Source organism: Eudoraea sp. (assembly GCF_049669105.1).
Classification (GTDB): domain Bacteria; phylum Bacteroidota; class Bacteroidia; order Flavobacteriales; family Flavobacteriaceae; genus Eudoraea.
On sequence record NZ_JBATKE010000165.1, the window covers coordinates 1 to 21472 of the forward strand.

23 protein-coding genes are annotated in these 21472 nt (G+C 39.1%); 6 read left to right on the forward strand and 17 right to left on the reverse strand.

What is annotated here, in order from left to right; translation table 11 throughout:
- Positions 1 to 335 precede the first annotated feature (335 nt).
- A complete protein-coding gene (locus tag WBM60_RS13220) occupies positions 336 to 1241 on the forward strand; it encodes a DUF6268 family outer membrane beta-barrel protein (RefSeq protein ID WP_424259766.1) in 906 nt (301 codons plus the stop codon).
- A gap of 8 nt (positions 1242 to 1249) precedes the next feature.
- On the opposite strand, the gene WBM60_RS13225 is transcribed toward WBM60_RS13220, so the two are convergent.
- Positions 1250 to 3544, reverse strand: coding sequence for an FdhF/YdeP family oxidoreductase (locus tag WBM60_RS13225; RefSeq protein WP_424277935.1), 2295 nt, complete (start codon positions 3542 to 3544; stop codon positions 1250 to 1252).
- 40 nt (positions 3545 to 3584) lie between these two features.
- Complete coding sequence (locus tag WBM60_RS13230) at positions 3585 to 3824, reverse strand: DUF7009 family protein (protein ID WP_424261381.1); 240 nt, start codon at positions 3822 to 3824, stop codon at positions 3585 to 3587.
- 150 nt (positions 3825 to 3974) lie between these two features.
- Between WBM60_RS13230 and WBM60_RS13235 the strand changes: the two genes are divergently transcribed.
- The 3 genes from WBM60_RS13235 (at position 3975) to WBM60_RS13245 (ending at position 5634) form a co-directional block, all read left to right on the forward strand.
- Positions 3975 to 4163, forward strand: a complete 189-nt coding sequence (locus WBM60_RS13235) for a hypothetical protein (RefSeq protein ID WP_424261379.1) — start codon at positions 3975 to 3977, stop codon at positions 4161 to 4163.
- A gap of 42 nt (positions 4164 to 4205) precedes the next feature.
- Positions 4206 to 4343 (forward strand): hypothetical protein, encoded by a 138-nt coding sequence (locus WBM60_RS13240; protein ID WP_424261377.1) that lies wholly within the window; start codon positions 4206 to 4208, stop codon positions 4341 to 4343.
- 79 nt (positions 4344 to 4422) lie between these two features.
- On the forward strand, positions 4423 to 5634 hold the full coding sequence (locus WBM60_RS13245) for a multidrug effflux MFS transporter (protein WP_424261375.1): 1212 nt from the start codon (positions 4423 to 4425) through the stop codon (positions 5632 to 5634).
- A gap of 126 nt (positions 5635 to 5760) precedes the next feature.
- Here the strand turns inward: WBM60_RS13245 and WBM60_RS13250 are convergent, their stop codons facing one another.
- The 4 genes from WBM60_RS13250 to WBM60_RS13265 all read right to left on the reverse strand — a co-directional run bounded on the left by WBM60_RS13250 (position 5761) and on the right by WBM60_RS13265 (position 11788).
- A complete protein-coding gene (locus WBM60_RS13250) occupies positions 5761 to 9003 on the reverse strand; it encodes a VPS10 domain-containing protein (RefSeq protein WP_424276636.1) in 3243 nt (1080 codons plus the stop codon).
- Positions 9004 to 9072: 69 nt separating this feature from the next.
- On the reverse strand, positions 9073 to 10164 hold the full coding sequence (locus WBM60_RS13255; protein WP_424283182.1) for a hypothetical protein: 1092 nt from the start codon (positions 10162 to 10164) through the stop codon (positions 9073 to 9075).
- Positions 10155 to 11270 carry a hypothetical protein gene (locus WBM60_RS13260; protein WP_424283183.1) on the reverse strand — a complete coding sequence of 372 codons (1116 nt, stop codon included), beginning with the start codon at positions 11268 to 11270 and terminating at the stop codon, positions 10155 to 10157. The genes WBM60_RS13255 and WBM60_RS13260 overlap by 10 nt, the downstream gene beginning before the upstream one ends.
- 149 nt (positions 11271 to 11419) lie before the next feature.
- Entirely contained in the window at positions 11420 to 11788 is a 369-nt protein-coding gene (locus WBM60_RS13265) for a hypothetical protein (RefSeq protein WP_424277400.1), read from the reverse strand.
- Positions 11789 to 11926: 138 nt separating this feature from the next.
- Between WBM60_RS13265 and WBM60_RS13270 the strand changes: the two genes are divergently transcribed.
- On the forward strand, positions 11927 to 12883 hold the full coding sequence (locus WBM60_RS13270; protein ID WP_424261333.1) for a TerC family protein: 957 nt from the start codon (positions 11927 to 11929) through the stop codon (positions 12881 to 12883).
- Positions 12884 to 12892: 9 nt separating this feature from the next.
- Here WBM60_RS13270 and WBM60_RS13275 read toward each other — a convergent pair whose 3' ends face one another.
- The gene (locus WBM60_RS13275) at positions 12893 to 13234 is read right to left on the reverse strand and encodes a hypothetical protein (protein WP_424261331.1); all 342 of its coding nucleotides are present in this window, start codon (positions 13232 to 13234) and stop codon (positions 12893 to 12895) included.
- Between the two features lie 264 nt (positions 13235 to 13498).
- Positions 13499 to 13879 carry a hypothetical protein gene (locus tag WBM60_RS13280; RefSeq protein ID WP_424261329.1) on the reverse strand — a complete coding sequence of 127 codons (381 nt, stop codon included), beginning with the start codon at positions 13877 to 13879 and terminating at the stop codon, positions 13499 to 13501.
- 128 nt (positions 13880 to 14007) lie between these two features.
- On the opposite strand from WBM60_RS13280, the gene WBM60_RS13285 reads away from it, so the two are divergent.
- Positions 14008 to 14514 (forward strand): YceI family protein, encoded by a 507-nt coding sequence (locus tag WBM60_RS13285; RefSeq protein ID WP_424261327.1) that lies wholly within the window; start codon positions 14008 to 14010, stop codon positions 14512 to 14514.
- 47 nt (positions 14515 to 14561) lie between these two features.
- Here WBM60_RS13285 and WBM60_RS13290 read toward each other — a convergent pair whose 3' ends face one another.
- From WBM60_RS13290 to WBM60_RS13330, 9 genes are read right to left on the reverse strand one after another with little or no spacing between them, the layout of a single operon-like run.
- Complete coding sequence (locus WBM60_RS13290; RefSeq protein ID WP_424261325.1) at positions 14562 to 14993, reverse strand: hypothetical protein; 432 nt, start codon at positions 14991 to 14993, stop codon at positions 14562 to 14564.
- A gap of 2 nt (positions 14994 to 14995) precedes the next feature.
- A complete protein-coding gene (locus WBM60_RS13295) occupies positions 14996 to 15250 on the reverse strand; it encodes an acyl carrier protein (protein ID WP_424261323.1) in 255 nt (84 codons plus the stop codon).
- Positions 15251 to 15258: 8 nt separating this feature from the next.
- Positions 15259 to 16533, reverse strand: coding sequence for a beta-ketoacyl-[acyl-carrier-protein] synthase family protein (locus WBM60_RS13300; RefSeq protein WP_424261321.1), 1275 nt, complete (start codon positions 16531 to 16533; stop codon positions 15259 to 15261).
- Positions 16523 to 16978, reverse strand: coding sequence for a 3-hydroxyacyl-ACP dehydratase FabZ family protein (locus tag WBM60_RS13305; protein ID WP_424261319.1), 456 nt, complete (start codon positions 16976 to 16978; stop codon positions 16523 to 16525). The genes WBM60_RS13300 and WBM60_RS13305 overlap by 11 nt, the downstream gene beginning before the upstream one ends.
- Positions 16979 to 16981: 3 nt before the next feature.
- Complete coding sequence (locus tag WBM60_RS13310; RefSeq protein ID WP_424261317.1) at positions 16982 to 17779, reverse strand: SDR family oxidoreductase; 798 nt, start codon at positions 17777 to 17779, stop codon at positions 16982 to 16984.
- A 12-nt stretch (positions 17780 to 17791) separates the two neighbouring features.
- Complete coding sequence (locus WBM60_RS13315; RefSeq protein ID WP_424261315.1) at positions 17792 to 18847, reverse strand: type III polyketide synthase; 1056 nt, start codon at positions 18845 to 18847, stop codon at positions 17792 to 17794.
- Positions 18840 to 19565, reverse strand: a complete 726-nt coding sequence (locus tag WBM60_RS13320) for a methyltransferase domain-containing protein (protein ID WP_424261313.1) — start codon at positions 19563 to 19565, stop codon at positions 18840 to 18842. Before WBM60_RS13320 ends, WBM60_RS13315 begins: the two co-directional genes overlap by 8 nt.
- Entirely contained in the window at positions 19565 to 20770 is a 1206-nt protein-coding gene (locus WBM60_RS13325) for an NAD(P)/FAD-dependent oxidoreductase (RefSeq protein ID WP_424261311.1), read from the reverse strand. The genes WBM60_RS13320 and WBM60_RS13325 overlap by 1 nt, the downstream gene beginning before the upstream one ends.
- Positions 20771 to 21445, reverse strand: coding sequence for an OmpA family protein (locus WBM60_RS13330; RefSeq protein ID WP_424261309.1), 675 nt, complete (start codon positions 21443 to 21445; stop codon positions 20771 to 20773).
- Positions 21446 to 21472: the final 27 nt, after the last annotated feature.

Genomic DNA, 21472 nt, shown 5'->3' on the forward strand with positions numbered 1-21472 from the left:
CGGCGGGCTTCCTCAGCAGAAAGATAATCCGGTTCAAACTTAAACAGCATCGGGCCTTCTTCCGCTTCTACTTGTAATTTCGCCTCTTTTTGCGGCGTATATTGGGCATAGTTGGTCTTTGCCAACAACAGAATACCCATAAAAAAAGCCGTTCTAATTAATTTTTTCATATTCCCATAATCTGCTCTAGCTCAAAGTACAAAAAACTCCTCTATAACATTCATTTCGCCAGACAAAAGGCTTCTTTTTAAGTTGTTCTCTTGATTTAAGCTACCCTTAACCAAGACATTACATGATTTATAAGTATCTTGATGTTCAATAACCTTTACTTCTCAATGAAAAACCGGACTACCTTAATTATTATGGTCTGCTGTGCCTTTTCATATGCTCAGGATTATATAGATATTGGCAAGTTTTTTATAAGTACCACCCCTCAAAATGCCTTTAACCAGGAAAATGCAGGAACTACCGCTATTCAAGAGTTTGGTTTTCAAGTGGATGTCCCTATAGTACTCGACAGTACGAATGCTATTTTAGTTGGTGGTTTTGCAAACCGGACCGACCTATTCTTAGACCCTTCTCTTCCTGACATATCCAGGCTGTACGTAGTGGGTGCCAAAATAGGATTAAATCAGACCTACAATAAAAAATGGAGTGCTACCTACCTTCTTTTTCCTAAAATGGCCACTGATTTCTCCAGTGGTTTTAGACGCGGCTTTCAATTGGGTATTCTGGCTCTGTTCAGTCAGAAGAAAACAAATAAGCTTAAATACTCCTACGGCCTCTTCTACAACAGCGAAGAATTTGGGCCCCTCATTGTTCCTATACTCGGGGTTTACTACAAAAGCCCTAATGATAGATTAGAAGCCAATATCCTTCTTCCACTCTTAGCCGACCTTAATTATACCCTGGGGAGAAGAACTAATATAGGAGCTAATTTTGATGGCATTGGCACCTCCTATGCCATATCCAATCCTGGCTTCCCAAATACCTATGTAAATAAAAACACTAATGAACTTTATTTCTATTTTGAATACGAGTTAAGCCCTACTCTAAATATACGTTTTAAAACAGGTTATACATTCTTTAGAAACTATAGAATCTACGAGGAAAACGATAAGGTAGACCTTTCTATATCGTCTATTTACTTCGGGGATAATAGAACCATACTCAATACCGATTTTGAGGATGGTTTTGTTTTTAAAGCCGTTCTTCGTTATCGTTTCAACCTACCAAATTAGGTATGTTTTTACTTTAGAATACGAACTCTAATCGACTTACTTATTGGAGTTTGACTTCTATCCGCAAAGTGATTATAAGGCACCAGCACATTGGTCTCCGGAAAATAGGCTGCTAGACTGCCTTTAGGGATTTTATAAGGCAAAACCTTAAAGTTATAAGCAGTCCTGGTAGTAGAATCGTAAGTGCTGCTCAGATTTACAACATCTAATTTCTCCAAACTATTTTTCGCCATATCCTCAGGGTTCATAAAGACTATTCTTCTCTCGTTGTATACTCCCCGGTATCTGTCGTCCATACCATATATAGTAGTGTTAAACTGGTCGTGTGACCTTATAGTCATCAGCATATACTCATCAGCTTCCAGATTATGCTCCGGGAGCCTGTTAATAGTAATTTGTGCTTTTCCGCCAGGTAATTTGCTAAAATCGAGTTCCCTCACATTATTTGGTAAATAATAGCCTACTCCTTTGGCTCTTAATTCCGTGTTTTTAAAACCCTTGGCCACTTTGTCTATCATTTCCCTGATTTTGCTGTAATCGCTTCCAAGGGCCTTCCAGTCTACTACATGTTTCCCTTTAAAATATGTATCCGCCAGACTTGCAATTAGTTCCGGTTCGCTTTTTAAATGTTCTGAGGTCGGTTTCAGTACCCCCTTTGATCTTCTTACCCGTCCCATACTGTTTTCCACAGTTACAAAACGATCATCACTCATGTTTTCCTTTTCAGAGCGGCCGTAAGTAGGTAAAATTAGGGCTGTTTTTCCGGTAACCAGGTGGCTACGGTTCAGTTTTGTGCTAACCTGTACTGTAAGCCGGCATTTTTGCATGGCTTCCGCCGTATAATCTGTATCCGAGGCCGCCATTAAAAAATTTCCTCCAAGCGCCATAAAAATCTTTGCATTTCCTTCGTGCATAGCCTGCATTGCCCCTACCACATCTACACCCTCAATTTCTGGCGGTTTAAATCCCAAATGAGTTTCAATTCGCTCATTAAAGGCTTTATCAACATAGTGCATGATACCCACACTGCGGTCGCCCTGAACATTTGAGTGCCCCCTTACAGGGCACGTGCCACTAAAGGGTTTGCCAACAGCTCCTTTTAGCAATAAGAGGTTTACATATTCCCTTATAGTTTCCACTCCATTCTTATGCTGTGTCAGCCCCATGGCCCAACAAATGATAATTTTCTGTTTATTAGCAAGTAATCTTACTGCGGTATCAACACTTTCGATAGATACACCGCTTAACTCCAGCAGTTCTTCATCTATATAGGTATCCAGGTCAGCCAATAAGGCTTCTGCTCCAGACGTGTACTTATCTATAAAGTCGTGGTCAAAGACATTGCACCCTGCCTTGTCCAGCGCAGCCAGCTTTTTCAGAATCAATTTTAGTAAGGGTATGTCCTGGTTGATATTAACCGCCAGGTGCAGATCCGTAATCTTCTCCCCCGAACCCATAAGACCCTTTAGGCTTTGCGGGTTTTTAAAATTCACAAGTCCGGCTTCTTCAAGGGGGTTTATGCTGATGATACTACCGCCATTTTCTTTGCATTTTTCAAGTGCGGAGAGCATTCTGGGATGATTGGTCCCAGGGTTTTGTCCGGCAACTATAATTACCTCTGCCCCGTACAGATCTTCTAGTTTTACAGACCCCTTCCCTATTCCCAGGGTTTCAGAAAGGGCTACACCGCTTGATTCGTGACACATATTGGAACAGTCCGGTAAATTATTAGTCCCAAAGGCCCTTGCAAAAAGCCCATATAAAAAGGCTGCCTCGTTACTGGAGCGTCCCGAGGTATAAAAAATAGCCTCGTCAGGGCTATTTAAATTATGGAGCTCATCCGCAATAAGAGTAAAGGCATCTTCCCATGATATAGGCATATAATGGATACTTCCTTCTTTTAAAACCAAAGGTTCAGTTAGTCTGCCTAAAGCGTTTAGTTCGTAATCGGATCGCAACGACAATTCTTCGACGGAGTGTTCCTCAAAGTATTTGGCTCCAATATGTGATGTAGTAGCCTCATCTGCCAGGGCTTTTGCGCCATTTTCGCAGTACTCCCCTATTTTGGATGGTTTTTCAGGATCTGGCCAGGCACAACTGGGGCAATCAAATCCTTCTTTCTGATTCATATGCACTAAGGTTGTCATTGCACGCACAACCCCCATTTCTTTAAAACTATGTTTCATGGCAGCGGCAATTCCTTCCCTGCCGGCAGCATAGGACTTGGGATCAGTTATTTTGACCTCTGAAAATGCATCGGGTCCTCTGACGCAAACATTTCTTTTATAATCATTTTTAATCATCTATTTAAAGTAATACTTTAGGACTAGGATAGTTGTCCGTCTACTCCTTCGGACACGCATCCAGGCAGGTAAAATCTTTCTCTAATAAGAGAAACAGGCTGTTATTGTTCTTAAATTGTGATATGGGTTGTTCCACATCCTTTACCAGTTTTACGCCGTAGGTATAAATTTCATTATCAAAAGTGGTCTGATTCTCTATATACCCATTGGTACAAATTGGAGCCACCTCTGAACGTGTCAAACTAAAACCCCGGGAATTTCCTAAAACCCTAATCTTCATGGTGATACAGAATATCTCTTCTTAAATGTACAACATATTCAGATTTATACATCTTAGTGCTACCAAGATATTAATTAGAGACTAAGTTGACAAAAGTCATAGGCGATCTGCTTAGTAAAAGGGAATTTTGTACTCTAAACTGATATAATTATGACTACCAAAAACATTTCTCAAACCTCTCATGCCTCCAACGCGGTGTACGGATTGGGCCTTATAGGGGCAGCCGTGTACAATATTCAAATGGCAACAAGCTTCTGGGCCGGAGTAATTGGGTTTATTAAAGCCCTCTTATGGCCTGCATTTATTGTTTATGAGGTTTTGAGGTATCTTGAACTATAACGGACTATTTTCGTATCTTATATTTCTTAATCGTTGAACTATATGAAAAACCTGGTACGCGCCATTATTGCCGCCATTGGCGCTAAAAAAATAGGAGGTGGACGATGTGGTTGTATTGGAACTGTGGTTGTATTTCTTATACTATATTGGCTGCTGGGCTATGTTTTTGAGGTGTTCTAGACTCCATCCTAAAATATAACTCCTTTAGTTCCTTTCTCCCTTATACAATTTTTTCTTGGGATTAATGTACTTTTGCCCGATGGTAAAAAAAGAGCAATCCCAACTAGAATTCGTGGCCCTTATGGCCGCCCTCATGTCTATTGCGGCCCTGGCTTTAGACGCCATCTTACCGGCCCTTGATATTATTGGAATTGCAGTAGGCGTTACAAATCCTTCTCAAAACCAGTTTCTAATTCTATTTTTCTTTCTAGGTCTGGGCGTAGGACCCTTGTTATTTGGACCTATATCAGATAGTATTGGCCGTAAACCAGTTGTTTATATGGGATTTGGACTTTTTATTTTTGCCAGCCTTCTTTGTGTTTTTGCGCCAAATTTCGAACTAATGATCTTAGGACGCATACTTCAGGGCATTTCATTGTCTGCACCACGTACCATTAGCATCGCTATGATACGCGACAAATATAGCGGGGATTATATGGCCAGGGTAATGTCTTTTGTTACTGTAGTATTTATCCTGGTCCCTATTATTGCACCGGCTATGGGGAAATGGATACTTGATTTTTATGGGTGGGAGGCCATTTTTCATGTGCAGGTTTTATTTGGTATCCTGGTCTCTATATGGTTCTGGAAAAGACAGCCAGAAACACTTGTTCCGCAAAAAAGGACTTCCTTCCGGGCCAACGTTTTTATTAATGGCTATAGAGAATTGCTCAATTACAGACAAACCATGTTATTTACCATTATCTGGGGATTTATAACAGGTTCTTTTTTAGTTTATTTAAGTACCTCTCAACAGATTTTCCAGGAACAATATGATCTGAAAGAAGCCTTTCCTTACATTTTTGCAGCCCTTGCCATTACTATTGGCACTGCCACGCTGCTTAACGGTACCCTGGTATTGCGTTATGGGATGCTGCGACTGGTAACTGTTGCCATGGCGGCTTTTGTACTAATCTCTTTGCTCTATATTGTTTTGTTTGCCAGTACCGGAAACCCCCCATTTGGGATCCTGCTCACTTTTTTTGCTTTACAGTTCTTCGCCATAGGCTTCCTATTCGGCAACCTGCGTTCCCTTGCCATGGAACCAGTTGGACATATTGCAGGCATAGGAGCGGCCATTACAGGCTTTATAGCCACCATAATGGGCGTGTTCATTAGTGCCTATATTGGTCAATTTGTTATAGACAGTGTTCTTCCAATGTTTATTGGATTTTTGGTTTGTGGGTTGATCTCATTTGGAGTTTTAGCTTATTTCTTCCTCGCAAAAAGGGGCGTTCAAAGTCCTTTCTAACCATACAATATCCTGATTACCAGCAATTCCCCATTAAAAAATGAACAGTTTTGTAGTTTATTAATTAATGACAAAAAAACCCGCAACATAAAATTATGTGCGGGCATATTTGGTATTATAGTTTATCTAATTCTCAATCAATCCTTGTCCTTCTATCCAAGGGGCTCCTGCTGCTTTTAATTCAGATTCAAGCGATGGCAATTGTGATTTTACAAATCCGTTTAGCTTTGTTTTAATCGCCTTTAATTCTGACTGAGCTACCCCAAATGCCGCTTTGTGGTTGGCAGTAGGTCCGTAAGTGCTTGTAGACAGAGCTCGCCTGCCAATAGAATTCCCTGAATTAGGGTTTGGTTCATTTCTTTCCCCTACTTCATTCTTAGCAGGATTTCCATTCACTTTTGAATCCATCTCCTGAAGCATCGTTCTTGCTGCATGCAATTTTTGAACCAGTTCAGATGAAGCAGATGTCGCTTTTTGTAAAGCACGCTGCATAGCGTCAATTTTTAATTCACTTTCTTTTAATACTGTCTTTGTGGCCTTCAGATCTTGTTGAAAAGCCTGATATGAAACAAGGAATGCGTCTATCTCTTCATACGAAGCCCCTTTTAGAGCCCCTTCTGTCAGTGGCACTACTTTAAAGTTTTTTGTGCTTCCTAACTGAACCATTTGTCCATCAACCACTTTGGATAAACTAACTGAATAATCCCCCGGAGTAACCATTACACTTCGGTTATAATCATCCTCCATAGACTGTGGTGGCTTAAGGTCCTCCCCACTTCTATCTGCAATATCCAAAGCCCAATTCACGCGGTTGAATCCTTTTTTATTGGTCCCCTTTACCATTTTAACTACCTGCCCCTTACTATTTTTAACGGTCAGATAAAATGCAGGTTGCTCTTGTCGTTTTTCAGCTTCCAAAGCTTCCCAGCCAGGAAACGGGATAGAAGATTTACCCTTTTCTGCTAATTTTCGAGCAGATTCCAGAGAAGGAATTGAATCTTTTAAGTAATAGGTAAAAATGGCTCCGAATTCAGGATTTTTAGCGGCATACTGATTACTACCTTGTGCGTAACGCGCGGATTTGGGTACGTACCAATAGGCTGGTTTTACATCAAAAAGGGTTGCTTCTTCATTTTTTATAGCCGTGTTAAATTCCCGCAATGGAGAAATATCATCTAGTATATAAAAGCCACGACCAAAAGACGCAGCAACCAAATCGTTTTCCCTTCTTTGGATAGTGATATCACGCATAGCGATAGTAGGCAAACCTCCTTTTAACTGGCTCCAGTTTCCGCCCCCGTTAGCTGTGAAATACACTCCATTTTCTGTAGCAGCAAAAAGCAGATCTTTCTTAATATGATCTTGTACCAAGCGCCAGGTTAGCAAGCGTTTCGGAAGATTTCCGTTCATTAAACTCCATGTGCGGCCCTTATCCATACTTTTCAACAAATAGGGCTTAAAATCTCCGTTTTTATGATTGTCTAATGCAGCATAGACGATGTTTGCATCAAAAAGGTCTGCTCGAACATCATTTACAAACGGCGTTTCAGGAATCCCTTTTATAACACTTAATTCCACTTTTCGCCAATTAGCGCCTCCGTCTTCAGAAACCTGTATGATACCATCATCAGTACCAGCATAAAGCAGGCCTTCCTGTTTTGGAGATTCAGCCAATGAGGTAATTGTATTGTAATTGGACATGGCATTTACATCCCATGCGTTATCCCAGCTTTGTTGTCCACCCATGATAGGTAATGCCAACCGCTCCTGGTTACGAGTTAGATCTTTTGAAATGGCCTGCCATTCATCACCCCGATTTTCAGATTTCCAAACGCGTTGAGAAGCAAAATAAAGACGCGTTGGTTTGTGCGGACTTACTAAAATAGGCGCATCCCAGTTAAAACGTTCCGCAGGTTCTCCCAATGCAGGTTGTGGCTGAATAAAAACCGTCTCACCTGTAGTTTGGTCTACACGCCATAAAACACCTTGTTGAAACTCCCCATAGGTAATTTTAGGATTCCCGGGTTCAGTAGCAGATTGGTGACCATCGGCCCCCAGGGTAATCCACCAATCCGAATTTAAGATCCCTGCCTCATTTCTGGTTCTGGAAGGACCGCCGTGAGACCCATTGTCCTGTGTGCCCCCGTAAATATTGTAAAATGGTTCGCTATCATCTACCGCAACTTTATAGTATTGCGTTACCGGAAGGTTTGAAATAAATTTCCAGGTCTTTGTAAGGTCAAAACTCTCATATAAACCCCCATCTGTACCAAAAAGCACATAATTAGGATCAGAAGCTTTAAAAGCCATAGCGTGGCTATCCACGTGCTTCCCTTTTTCGTTCATATTTACGAACGTTTTGCCATGATCGTCAGATATTTTCACATAGTTGTTCATCAGGTATAATCTGCCTTCCTTATGCGGTGAAGCATATAATTCCTGATAATAATGTGGCCCGGTGCCTCCGGATACCGTATTGGATTTCTTGCTCCAGGACTTACCGCCGTTTGTGGAAACAAAAACACCCCCAGTAAGCCGTTCCAATTCAATGGCGGCATAAATCATGTTAGGGTCATAAGGGTTCATGGCCAGGCCAATCTTGCCCAATTTTACTTTTGGGATCCCTGTAGTTAATTTTTCCCAGGTCTCTCCCCCATCAGTACTTTTATGAATTCCGGAACCAGGGCCACCACCCATATAAGCAGCTACTGTTCTGTGCCTGTCCCAGGTTGCGGCGTAGAGCACATTGGGGTTTGTTGGATCAATGAGCAGATCAGTGGCACCTGTCCACTCCTCATTTCCAAGGGTTTTATTCCATGTAGATCCGCCATCGGTGGATTTATAAACACCTCTTTCGCCACCTTTACTCCAAAGAGGCCCTTGTGCAGCCACCCAGATAATATTTGAATCCTCCGGATGAATCAGGATTTTAGAAATATGTTCTGATTTCTGAAGACCCATATTTTTCCAGGTCTTGCCATCGTCATGGCTTACGTATATTCCATCACCAAAGCCTACATGACGGCCTCCTACATTTTCACCAGATCCTACCCAAATAGTACTGGGAGTAGATTGATCGATAGTAACGCAACCTATGGAATAGGTGGTTTCCTTATCAAAAATTGGTTTCCAGGTAGTCCCTGAATTGACCGTTTTCCAAACCCCGCCTGAACCAATGGCGACATACCAAACATTCTCGTTTTTAGGATGAATAGCAACATCCGCTATCCGCCCTGAGGTAAAAGCCGGGCCTATACTTCTAAAGTCTAACCCCTGATAGGGATCTACCTTTGCTTCCTGCGCCAGAGCATTAAATACTAGTCCGAGGCTTAAAATAAATGTAAGAGTAATTCTTTTGCTGATCATCATAAAAATATAATTTTGTAGCCCCGAAAGTAAAAAAAATCTGCAATATTATCGCCATCCAAAATGAAAAAATCATTGCACAATAAAAGATCTTTTGTAGTGTGTTTCCGATAGAAAAGAATCTTTTAAATCTGCTGTATTTGTATCAAAAAGATGGTTCATGTTGTTACCGGAAAGATCTTCTATTTTAGATTCAGATATAATATCATATGTTCCCTTTTTCCAGGTATTTACAGGAGTAAATAATATAATTTCCTCTTGCTTATCTAACCTATAATTGCCTCCTACATAAAATTCTCCCTGAAATAGAATTCGCAGGGATTCTCTGGCAAGAACGGCATCCATGCTTTCACCAAAATTTATACGCAGAGCCTCAGTTGTATTTGCTATTGGGTTGGATAGCTCCCAGGTAAGTATATTTGGCATATTGTCATCTCTTTTGCCTACCACAATTCTCTTGGTATAATTTTTAGGTAATTTTATTCCTCTTGCAGATTTCCATTTGTCGGAAACAGTAATGGTATAACTATTTCCCTGCTTGAGAGGCAGGCCTTTTAATTTATTGGGTATCAGGCCGGTTTTAATACGTCCGGGATCTAACCATAAGGTAAGTCTTGTGTGATCGTTATTCCACAAGTCCTTTTCTAGTTTCAGAAAAAGCTCATCTTCTCGCTGCTCCGTTTCGTTATAGACTCTTATAAAGTCTAAAGCATTTCCCACTTCCTGCATTGGTGATGAAAAAATAAGATACAATTTCAAAAGATTCTCCGGCACTGTATCCTTTGATGGAAAAATATTAACAAGTTGAGGAGGATCAAGATTCGATTGATTTTTCACTTTGAATAAAGCTAAATTCTTCTCTCCTTTTCTTATCTCATAAGCATGGCCTGCTCTGAATGGAACTATGGGAGTAAAACTATGTTTATTCCCCAAACTCTTTATTTCACCCAAAACCGAGGTTTTGGCTTCCCCCCTGACAAAAATTTTTAAATCCTGTGCATTCCCCGTTTCAAAGGAAACAGAAATCGCTTTGTCACCGCTGTATTGGAGACTTACATTTTTGACTCCATCTTCCTGAGTACAGGACAGAAACAGTAAAACATAAAAAAAGACCAAGCTGTACTTGATCTTTTTGTAATTATTTTGGCCGGCAGTTACATCCATTTGGTCGTTCTGCTTCTTAAAACCAAATCCCCATCTGATGTCCTTTGCAAATAGATTATATTTTTGTCATCAAGATTATCCATCTGTAATACATATGGAAAAGGTAGATTATCATAAACTACACCTTCTGTCGCCGCAAACTCTTCCACCGGCTCTGTCAATGATTCTTTAAAATTTGCAATTTCATCATATTTAATGCGCATAACCGGTCTATTACTATTAGACATAAGGAAATACTTCTTTCCTTCTTTCTCATAGGAAATCATATCCAAGGGAGAATTCCCGGCTCCAAGTTCTGCCACGGTTCTACCTTTAGTATGAACACCTGCCTTAAGCTCATTTAATGGAAACAGCACCAGAGGCGTACATGTATAACTAGCCATCAAATAGTCTGTTTTGTCCAATTCTATAATATCAAAGGTTTTAATTGGAGCATGAGTTTCATACTGTCCGTGGGCTGCATGCCAGATTTCCAGAGATGCATAGTCCTGCTTATCATCAAATGGAAAAGAAATGCTACGGAAGGTTGAACCAAATTCCTTATTGCTCAATCCGGAAACCAGAACTTTACCATTATGATATTTAAGATCAGAGATAGCCCAAACGCGCAAAGGACGTCCTCTTTTATCTTCTGCATTTACAGCTATTGCATCCTCAAGCGCAATTTTATCATAACTTACCTCTTGCAAGGAAATATGTTCCAATTCCTGGCCATTTAATTTAAGTAAGACCGGAGTCCCATCTGTAACATTCACAGAAAAATATATGCTTTTTGATATCGGATTTACGGCCATATCATTAATTTGGATTTGATCTGCCGTTGTGCCTAAAGAAGAAGCAATTAATTGGTCAAATGCTTGAATATTTACTTCTTCCGCTTCGGGCTTTTTTTTGAAGTCCATTGTATTTATTGCATAAATAGCTGCGTTTTTAGTATCCCCAATGAAAAGTATACCTTCTGGTCCAAAAGTCAATTTATCTATAGAGGCTATTTCCGGATTACCTGTGGAGAAATTTGCAGTAAATGTTGAGGTGTTTTTTGTGTTGGCTGCAATGAATATCAGAATAATTCCAGAAAGGGCAAGTCCCCATTTAATTTTTTTCATGTCTATACAGTTTTCTTAAAAATATCGAATTTTTTAAAAGCATGTAGTCATGAAGATGGAATTAACGAAAATTTAACGGCACTTTAAAATCAGATTTGAACATTAGAAAAACGAAGTGATAAGTATATAAAGATGCTTTAAAAAGTAGATTAATCCTTTATAGGCTGTAACGTTTTCTTCATTTTCTTATATTCCTTGAACTGCTTCGAATCCAAAATAGTTCCTATGTGTTCCGTTTCTTCTTTCGACAATTCCAAAAGACTCTTTTTCTTTTCTTCAGCACTTTCAGAACTATTTCTTACTGCATTTTCTTTTGCTAAAATCTCAGCAATTTTTTCATAGACTGCCGATGCCTGTTCCACAGTCATCCCCACGTCTGCCTGATAAGCTTGTACCAGATTGGCAGCTTGTTTTTCCACCTCGTTTTTTGGTACAAATTGCGCATTGGTGGTATGAATAAACATCATGGCAAGAATAATTGGCAAGCCCTTAATTAGATTTCTAAATACGTCTTTCATGATAGTGATTTTGTTTCCCAAGTTAAGAATTATAATTCGCTGAATTATATGGGAAGTTAATATAATTTATAATAACCAAATACCATTCCGAAATTTATAAAAAACGATTCTTATATTAGCGGCCTAATCGCTTTATGCATGTTAATCTGGGGTGCTTTTATTGTTCTAATTTGTATTTTCCTTGCCCTTGATCTCGGAATTTTTAATAAGGAAGACCATGTGATTCGATCTAAAGAAGCTGGCATCTGGACTGCCATATGGTTCACTGTTGCCATGAGTTTTAGTGGCATAATATATTGGCTTTTCTCGAGTGGTATTATTGATAATCCAACCGCTTTGACCCCTGGTACTGCGGTTTTAAAATATATTACAGGGTACTTAATTGAACTCTCTTTAAGTATTGACAATGTGTTTGTTATAGCCGTTATTTTTTCAGCTTTTGGTATTCCCCCCGTTTATCAGCACCGTGTTTTATTTTGGGGCATATTAGGTGCCATTGTTTTCAGAGCCTTTATGATCCTATTTGGAGTGGCTTTGATAAACAGGTTTGAGTGGACAATTTATGTATTTGGTATTTTCCTTCTTTATACGTCTTATAAGATGTTACGCACCGGAAATTCCGATTTCAATCCTAAGGAATCTTTTGTTTTTAAACAAATAAAAAAAATCTATCCCATCACCACAGTTATAAACGGTCATAATTTTTTTATAAAGAAGATGGGGTTAACTGTCGCTACTCCTTTATTTGTGGCACTTATTGTGATTGAGATAACGGATATAATGTTTGCTTTAGACAGTATTCCTGCTATCCTTGCAATAACCGCAAATCCTTTTATTGTATTTAGTTCTAATATCCTTGCAATATTAGGTTTACGGTCTATGTATTTTCTGATTTCGAGGATGCTGGCTAAATTTAGGTTCATACATTACAGCCTGGTAGTGATATTAGCATTCGTCGGATTTAAAATGTTGTTGGCCCATAAATTTTATCCCCCAGAATGGGTTTCCCTTATGGTAATTGTTGCAGCCCTTTTAGGTGGTGTTGTGACTTCTTTATTAATTCCCCAAAAGGAAGAGGTTATTGAAGATAGCTAATAGTGGCCATTAGCAGTGTAGTTTGGCCATGCCAATATATTCCAAAACCTTTAACTCCAGGGATTGATAGGAATCGAATTGCTCCCTAATGCGGTCTTTTGCATCATCAAAGAACAGCGTATGATTCTTTAACGCCTTGATAATTTCAAGGTTTGAATTTTTTAAGTTCCCAAGACTTTGTTTTATTGATTCCAATCGATCGTAAAGACTGCGGGTTTTAGGTTCACAGACATACGATCTTAATTTTTCCTCTAGCGATAGAAGTCTTTGGTTGTTGCGTTCCAGACGCAATAAGGCATTATTGCTGCTGGAATTAATGGGAACACTCGGAATGGATCCTGTTGCAGTCATAATAGTGTGATTTTGGGGGTATGCGTTTAATTAATTTGTGCAATTAAGGTACGAAAATTTTGACAAAAATGATCAACATAAAATCACAAAAAAGGAATTTTAACTATTATTTATAAGACTTAACTTTTTTAGCACCAGGGTCAGCTCTTGGTGGAGAAAAAAAATATTGAAGTATTTAAAAGGCAAATTTGGTTTAATTCTGGCCTGAACCTGCACTTCCGATAAGGAATATTTTTTCATTGGAATTCTCCATAACCAAGGAAACTAATGCGTTTCTTCCTCAAACTCTAAGTCGGCTATAACCTTGTTCCATTGATCCGAAAAAGGCGAGCGATAAAGTTCTTTTAGCAACCTGCGTCGCTGTCTTTCAGAGATATTTAACGTATCTATAATCTCCTGCCTTTTTTGAATTGTTGCAATCCGCTCCATTTTTAGTTTCATCCGTTCTTCAGGAGAAATCACAAGATCTGAATCAAACCGCTCCAGTACTGTTCTCTTTTCAACCGTAAGTTCGTTCTTATCACTGTTTTTATTCTCTACCTGACAGTACCCAAGAGTAGTCATAGTGAATAAAAATACCACTAGCCCATATTTACTTAAATGCGATGTAGAAGTGAATTTCATTACAAATGTTCTCTCATACAAAGTACTGATTTTTAATGAAATAAAATAGAAAACACCCCTGTTTATAGACCTATAATCGATATAATAAAGCAATTAATCGTTTTGGAGATTTATTTATCTTTGGTAAAAAACAAAAATCAAGTTATCCTATGAAATACTATTCAAAATTGCTGATCTTCTTGTTGTTGACGCTTCAGGTTTTGAATGCACAACAATCTGTTACCTCAGCACGAGTTGAATTTGTCTTTGTTTCCAAAGATGTTGATGGTACTATTGAAGGGTTTCAGTCTTCATCTAAAATTATTTCAGAAGAGCTCACGAGTTCAGTATTTGAGGGATCCGTTGCTGTCAGCACTTTAAAAACAGGTAATTTTTTACGTGACTGGCATTTAAAAAGCAGTAAATATTTTGATGAAGAAACATATCCAACGATTACTTTTAAAAGTACGGAAGTTACGTCCAATGAAAATGGTCTGGAGGTTATTGGAACTATAACCATAAAAGGGATATCTAAAACAATAACCTGGTATTTTCAGAAAGATGGCAATACACTTAGAGGAGCTGCTACCCTTTTTAGTTCTGATTTTAATATCAATATAAAAAAGGGGCGTCAAGAGAACAAGGTAGAAATAAACCTAATACTTGAACTTGGTTAATATTCCTCAGTTCAGAAGACATTAAATCACTAAAAAAGTCCTTGAATCTATTCTTTTGCTTTAAAAATCAATTCATATGTTTTACCTACGGCCCAGTTTCCCAGAGGAAAATAAAATGCGAAGAAAAGCGCCATCCCCAGCGTAAAATTTCGAATCCCAAATAGTTGATCCAGCATATTATCAGGAAACGCATAAGAAGTTTTAAAGAAATAGCCTCCAAATTCTAAAAGACCCATTGCAATTAGTCCATATGCATATTGCATGTGAAAAGGGAGTTTTCGCAACAACAATGAGATGGGCACCATATATAAAATATAGCAACTTATCACCTGCCACCAGTATGTAAACCTTGCAATTTCCATCTCATTGCCAAACCAGTTCATCAACATTCCCCAAGCAAAATAAACAGTGCAATATGTAAGTATAAGCCTCCTGTCTACCCTTAATTTGCTGAGGGCCCAGGAATTAAAAGAACTCATAGTTATTTAGAACTTCGTTTTTTATCGATAATTGCCATGGCGTCATTCACTGTCTGCATTTGATCCATATCATCATTTTCAAGAGTGATTTCAAAAGCATCTTCAACATCCAGAACAATATCTACCAGGTTGGCTGAATTTATATTAAGTTCATTTATAAAATGACTGTCAGGTAATATATCATCTACAGTCACATCCTCTGGTAGATAGGGTTTAACAATACCTTTTAATTGTTGATAATAATTTTCTTCTTTCATAATCTTTTTTAATTATTAAAAGTCCTAAAAATAACGCAAGCATTTACATCTCCAAAGCCAAAACTAGCTTTTGCGATTGTTTTTGGCCTAAATTTTATGGTTTTTCCCGGAATACGGGATTTATCCACTAGTTTTTCTATTTCGGGATGCAAGTCTTCACTATTTACATTTCCAAAAACTTGACCTTCTTTAAACTGCAATACTGCTGCTACACATTCCAAACTTCCAGCTGCGGCTAGGCCATGACCCATAATTCCTTTAAAAGAATTAATATATGGGAAATCGAGTCCTGATCGTTCCAGAGCCAGGGTCCAGTTTAGCACTTCAACAGGATCTTTTCCAGTAGCCGTTAAATGACCGTTTATGGCTTCAATATCTTTACTTTCTATTCCGGAGTTCTTCAGGGCCATTTTTATACACCTCTGAACAGATAAGCTATTGGGAGCCGTCATACTACCCCCTCCTCTTTGACCTCCACTGTTGATAGACCCACCCAAAACCTCTGCATATATTTTTGCGCCTCTTTCTTTGGCACTCTGTAATGATTCTAAAACCAATGCCCCTGCCCCACTCCCGGGAACAAAACCAGAGGCTGTGGCACTTAAAGGTCTGCTGGCAGTAGATGGCGTATCATTATACTTTCGCGGGAGAATGCGCATAGCATCAAAACCTCCCCAGACATATGGACCACTGTCGCTGCAACTTCCGGTTAATATTCGTTTTGCTTTTCCTGATCGTATCCGGTCATAAGCCATAATCACACCCTCTGTTCCTGTTGTGCACGCCGACGAATTTGTAGTTACCTGGTTGCCAGAACCCAGTATACCCCCCAGATAGGCACTTATGCCGCTTGCCATGGTTTGTATTACTGAAGTACTTCCCAACCTGCGTGTATCTCCTGCGTCTACCAGGAGAATTGATTCTCTAAATTTATCCACCCCTAAAATACCGGTTCCAAAAATAACTCCACTGTCCCAATCAGGTTCATCTTCCTCAGCCTTACTTAAACCAGCATCATTCCACGCATCTGTGCCTGCTATCACACCATAAACCAAACCACTTGCATTTAAACCTTTAAGTTGTAAAGGAGTGAAGTATTTATTTATATATTCTGATGTAAGTTCTGGTTTTCCAGCAACTTGACACCCAAAATTTAAATCTTTTAATTCTTTTTGAAAACTTATTCCGGTACTACCCTCCTGCAGGCTTTTGGTAAAGTCCTTAAGTCCAACTCCATTAGGGGCACAAATACCTAAACCTGTAACCACTACCCTATGCTCCATGAGTTGAATATTTAATCATTCCGGCCAATTCACCTTTGCACACCAACTCCCTGGCTGCATTATGCATTTTTACCTTACACTTCAATTTATTGAATCTGAAATAAAGCTTTTCTGAACTTACATATACCGTTTCTCCAGGGGATACCGGGAGATAAAATTCCATTTGAGAACTGCTGAAGGCCACATCCAGATCATTCGTTTTAGTTTCCAGGGTTTCCGAAAGTAAAAAAATACCCAGACAAACCAATCCAATTTGTGCACAACATTCAGTAAGTATAACACCGGGGGTTACAGGACGTTCTTTAAAATGACCTTCATAAAAATCAAGATCCTTCTGAAAACAAAAACTACCTGCAGCGCCACTACTATCGATATGAGATAAGGTGTCCACAAATAGAAACGGTTTGGTATATGGCAGCTTTTCTATGATCTTGATAACATCCATAATTTATCTTAAACTTTCACCTCCATCTACTTTAATTACAGTTCCATTAATCCATTTGGCCTCTTCTGTACATAAAAGGTAGACCACATCAGCTACATCTTCTGGCGTGGTAAGACGCGTATTCGGATTCCGCGATATAGCCTGCTCTATAAGGTTTTCACTCCCCGGAATCCGCCTCAGTGATTCAGTATCCGTTACTCCTGCCTGTATGCAATTGGTTTTTAATCCAAGAATAGCAAATTCCAGGGCCATATTTCTGGCAATAGCCTCCAGGGCAGCTTTTGCCGCTCCAACTGCTCCATAATTAGACATGGCTTTTGTAGAGCCTTCACTTGTAAAAGCAATGATCCGCGAATCATCAGCAAAAAGACCTGCTCTTATAAGCCCCTGTGTCCAGTCATATAGACTAATTGCCATTGCATTTATGGTGATCTGAAAATCCTGGCTGCTGAGTTCCTGTTCATTTATAGCATACATTGGTTTTAGGTTACCCTTTGCAATACTGTGAACCAATACTTTGATCTTGTGACCTTCAGGAATAAAGTCCTGAATTTCCTGTATTAATTCATCTCTGCTTACGGGTTGAATAGCGTCTTTATTAAAATTTTTAAACAACACGCCAGCTGAACCAATTTCTTTAAAAGAGCTTTCTATACCCGGCATATCCAGATTACGATCCCGATGGACCACCAGGATATTATACCCACTCCTTGCGAGCTTTCTGGCCGTAGCAAGACCAAGACCTTTACTTCCTCCAAGGATTAATCCCCAATTATTTGTTTTTTCTTCTTCCACTTTCATTATTTTCTATATCTACCACTCCAGCAAAATGCGCTGTGCGGAAAATCCGGGGCCAAAGCTTAAGATCAATCCCTGTTCACCTGGGCCTATTTCTTTTGACAGAAATCGTTCCAGTACGTAAAGCACCGTAGCGCTGCTCATATTGCCATATAACCGCAAGGTTTCGCGTGTATCATCTATGTTTTTTCCTAATTTTCCAAACAAATCTTCAACGGTTTGGACAATCTTCTTTCCACCGGGATGAAAGATTAAATGATCTACATGCTCAATAGAAGTTCCGTTTTTTTTCAAAAACGGATGCACAATATCAGGAAAGTGCTGTGCAATGGTTTCTGGAACAGATGAATCCAGGATCATTTTAAGCCCGGTATTAGTCAGGTCAAACCCCATCAAATGTGTGGCATTTCTAAAATGATACATTTCTTCCGCAACGATACGCGGTCCTGACGCCTGTTCTTCAGAAGTAAGTAAGACACAGGCTGCGCCATCACCAAAAATAGCGGCACTAACCATATTTGCCATAGAGTAATCCGTTAGTTGGAATGTTGCGGTAGGGCTTTCTACAGCTATTACTGCAGCCCGTTTGCCAGGATTTGCCCTTAAAAAGTTAGCAGCATAAATAAGCCCTGAAACACCGGCTGCACAACCCATTTCAGTAACCGGTAACCTGATAATATCTTGTCTCAATTGAAGATCATTTACAATATAGGCATCTAAAGAAGGAATCATTATGCCTGTACAGCTTACTGTTATTATATAATCCAGAGAATCGGGACTCCAGCTGCTCTCAAGAAGTGCTTTTTGAAGCACAGCTGTTCCCATTTTTTTTACCTCCCTTACATAAATGTCGTTTTTGGCTTCCAGGCTGGTGGCTGTAAACACTTCTTCAATATTCATAATGCCATAGCGTCTATCTACAGCCGCGCCCTCAAATATCTTTATCACTTTTCTTCTAAACCTTTCTTCCTGTTCGCTGAGCCATAGCTCAACAAAAGGCAAGATATCTTTAGTTTCTCTGCAGTATGGCGGCAATTCTTTTGCCACGGTTGCTATTCGTACACTATTCATATGATTGGCTTAGTTGCGCGGTCTGCATCACCCATACATATCTAAAAGCCCATTTCCAATTAATAGTATGAGTTGCATGAGGTAAATCTTTTGAAAAAGATATTAAGTCTTGTTTCTTAAATCCACTTTTAATAGAGATGAGACCATCGTGTTTCGCAATTTTTGTTTTTATAAAAATAGCACTAAACCCTTTAAAAAGATAATATGCAAGAGCACTTCTTTGTAAGTCGTTAATAATAACACCAATATTTGCCAATTTTGCGAATTGGGATAGGAATAATGGAATTTGTTCATTGCTAAAATGATGCATTGTAAGCGTACACAGCAGGATGTCGCAGTTGAGATCCATTGGCTTCAAGGTCAAAATGTCTTGTTTTAAGAATGTAATCTCTGGAAAATCAACTGATAATGTCCGTCCAATAGATAGGGCCTTTTCGCTAAGATCCAAACCTATTAACACAACATCTACATCAGTTTTCCTAAAATAAATTGCCAGCTTTCTAAGAGTTTCTCCATCGCCGCAGCCCATATCTACTATGGTATATTGCTCCGCAGGAAATTCTTTTATCAGCTCACAAACTTCGCCAAGGGTTATTGCATTACCTCCCAAAAAGCGATTACTCATATTGATATCCTTAAATACCTGCTGCAGTGTATCAATAGCCACATTTGGGTCGTCCATTAATTCGGATTCCGTGTTTCTATATCGCAAATCCATTATAGTGATATTGGTTTTCCATGAGTGCTTTTAATAAGTGATCTGATAAGTTGGGGTGATTTAGTTATAGTTCCCATAAGCAGGTTAGAAGCCCGAGGACTCAATAAAACGGATTGTAAAATCCTTCCTGTCTGTAATCGCCGCTTAAAGGAATTCGTCCATTCTTTTTTGTAATCCGATTCCATTTCACTTCGTCCATATTCTGCATTCTTAAAATAATTATCAATCCTTTCTGATGCAATTTTAGCACTATGAATTGCCATTGCCATTCCATTTCCACATAGCGGATGAATTAAACCCGCAGTATCCCCACACATTAAAACATGTTGCTCAACCAGCTGTTTCCGATCAAATGACACTTGTGCAATACTCATTGGCTCTTCAAAAAGAGGTTGTGCTTGCTCCAGGAACTGATTTAGGAATATGTTCTTTGCTACCACTTTTGAATTAAAATTATCGATATTTTTTTCAACCTGAAAGCTTTTGTATGAGGCCAGATAACAAAAATTCACTGCTCCGGACTCTGTTTTAGATAATCCTCCATATCCACCTTCAAAATTATGCAAGGCTACCAGGTTGTCAGGGAATTCAGGAAAAGCATAATGTGCCTTTACCCCAATCCAGGGCGCTTTTTTACCTATAAATTTTCGATTCAATTGTTTATCCAATCCGGATCGTTTGCCATAAGCTCCCAAAGTTACTGAAGCTGAATAAGTATTTTCTTTTTCTGTAAACACACGAAAGGTATCTTTTGAAAAAGTGACATTTTTTACAGTTTCAAATTTAACAGAGACTCCTGAAGAAATTGCTTTTTTATAAAGGGTATGGTCAAAAGTATATCTGCTTATTCCAAAACCTCCCAGGGGTAATTTTGTTTCAAGCGATTTGCCTGTTCGCGTTGACAGCTGCAGGGTATCAATTGAAACTGTTTTGGGAAGTGCAACTCCCAAATTTGCCAAATAAGGTTTTATTTCATTAGATACATATTCGCCGCATACTTTGTGATGTGGATAAGGGTAACGTTCCAAAAGCAGTACCCTATATGACTCATTCCCTAAATGAATAGCAGCTGTCAGTCCTGCTAATCCACCACCTATTATAATAATATCATAGTGATCCACAATTGGAAGATAATGGTTTTTAAATGAAAAAACCCGACTTGCAAGTCGGGTTTGAACAATAATGATTCTTTTCCGTAGAATCAATTAATTAGCTTGAGCTTTAGCATCTTCTATCATTTGCTTATTTGCAGAAACACCTATTTCCACTCTTCTGTTCCCAGCTTGTCCTTCTTTAGTAGCATTGTCAAACCTTGGTGCCGCTTCGCCAAAACCCTCAACAGTCATTCTGCTGGATGCCACGCCTTCTGCTTTCAAATAATCTGCAACTGCGTTTGCCCGTCGTTTGGATAATTTAAGATTATAATCATCATTACCCACACTATCTGTATATCCCTGTATCATCAGATTGGTATCCGGGAATTCCAAAAATATTTCAGCAACCTTATCCAGATTAGACTTGGCTTCCGTTGTTAAATCGGAACTGTCAAACGCAAAGTTCACGCCACTTTTATCGTCAAAAATTATGTGTATTCCTTCACCTACCCGTTTTACATCCGCACCAGGAATTTCAGTCTCAATTTTCTGAGCTTGTTTATCCATCTTATTACCGATAAGTCCACCGGCAACTCCGCCTATGGCAGCGCCAATTAAAGCTCCTCCTATATTCCCTCCAATAAGACCCCCAACCAGAGCGCCACCGGCACCTCCTATAGCAGCACCTCTTTGTGTTTTATTGGAATTTTTTATCGCATTACAACTGCTGTTTAAAGTTAAAAACATCATTGCAACCAATAGGTAACTCGTAAATTTTCTTGTCATCTGAATACTATTTGTTATTGTTAAATT

What these genes read in the sequence shown, in the direction of transcription:
- WBM60_RS13320 (WP_424261313.1), bottom strand. Translation starts at nt 19,565, where the DNA reads ATGGATTTGCGATATAGAAACACGGAATCCGAATTAATGGACGACCCA.
- WBM60_RS13290 (WP_424261325.1), bottom strand. Translation starts at nt 14,993, where the DNA reads ATGAGTTCTTTTAATTCCTGGGCCCTCAGCAAATTAAGGGTAGACAGG.
- WBM60_RS13235 (WP_424261379.1), top strand. Translation starts at nt 3,975, where the DNA reads ATGACTACCAAAAACATTTCTCAAACCTCTCATGCCTCCAACGCGGTG.
- WBM60_RS13250 (WP_424276636.1), bottom strand. Translation starts at nt 9,003, where the DNA reads ATGATGATCAGCAAAAGAATTACTCTTACATTTATTTTAAGCCTCGGA.
- WBM60_RS13230 (WP_424261381.1), bottom strand. Translation starts at nt 3,824, where the DNA reads ATGAAGATTAGGGTTTTAGGAAATTCCCGGGGTTTTAGTTTGACACGT.
- WBM60_RS13270 (WP_424261333.1), top strand. Translation starts at nt 11,927, where the DNA reads ATGTTAATCTGGGGTGCTTTTATTGTTCTAATTTGTATTTTCCTTGCC.
- WBM60_RS13300 (WP_424261321.1), bottom strand. Translation starts at nt 16,533, where the DNA reads ATGGAGCATAGGGTAGTGGTTACAGGTTTAGGTATTTGTGCCCCTAAT.
- WBM60_RS13260 (WP_424283183.1), bottom strand. Translation starts at nt 11,270, where the DNA reads ATGAAAAAAATTAAATGGGGACTTGCCCTTTCTGGAATTATTCTGATA.
- WBM60_RS13295 (WP_424261323.1), bottom strand. Translation starts at nt 15,250, where the DNA reads ATGAAAGAAGAAAATTATTATCAACAATTAAAAGGTATTGTTAAACCC.
- WBM60_RS13275 (WP_424261331.1), bottom strand. Translation starts at nt 13,234, where the DNA reads ATGACTGCAACAGGATCCATTCCGAGTGTTCCCATTAATTCCAGCAGC.
- WBM60_RS13245 (WP_424261375.1), top strand. Translation starts at nt 4,423, where the DNA reads ATGGTAAAAAAAGAGCAATCCCAACTAGAATTCGTGGCCCTTATGGCC.
- WBM60_RS13330 (WP_424261309.1), bottom strand. Translation starts at nt 21,445, where the DNA reads ATGACAAGAAAATTTACGAGTTACCTATTGGTTGCAATGATGTTTTTA.
- WBM60_RS13225 (WP_424277935.1), bottom strand. Translation starts at nt 3,544, where the DNA reads ATGATTAAAAATGATTATAAAAGAAATGTTTGCGTCAGAGGACCCGAT.
- WBM60_RS13310 (WP_424261317.1), bottom strand. Translation starts at nt 17,779, where the DNA reads ATGAAAGTGGAAGAAGAAAAAACAAATAATTGGGGATTAATCCTTGGA.
- WBM60_RS13255 (WP_424283182.1), bottom strand. Translation starts at nt 10,164, where the DNA reads ATGGATGTAACTGCCGGCCAAAATAATTACAAAAAGATCAAGTACAGC.
- WBM60_RS13315 (WP_424261315.1), bottom strand. Translation starts at nt 18,847, where the DNA reads ATGAATAGTGTACGAATAGCAACCGTGGCAAAAGAATTGCCGCCATAC.
- WBM60_RS13285 (WP_424261327.1), top strand. Translation starts at nt 14,008, where the DNA reads ATGAAATACTATTCAAAATTGCTGATCTTCTTGTTGTTGACGCTTCAG.
- WBM60_RS13265 (WP_424277400.1), bottom strand. Translation starts at nt 11,788, where the DNA reads ATGAAAGACGTATTTAGAAATCTAATTAAGGGCTTGCCAATTATTCTT.
- WBM60_RS13240 (WP_424261377.1), top strand. Translation starts at nt 4,206, where the DNA reads ATGAAAAACCTGGTACGCGCCATTATTGCCGCCATTGGCGCTAAAAAA.
- WBM60_RS13220 (WP_424259766.1), top strand. Translation starts at nt 336, where the DNA reads ATGAAAAACCGGACTACCTTAATTATTATGGTCTGCTGTGCCTTTTCA.
- WBM60_RS13305 (WP_424261319.1), bottom strand. Translation starts at nt 16,978, where the DNA reads ATGGATGTTATCAAGATCATAGAAAAGCTGCCATATACCAAACCGTTT.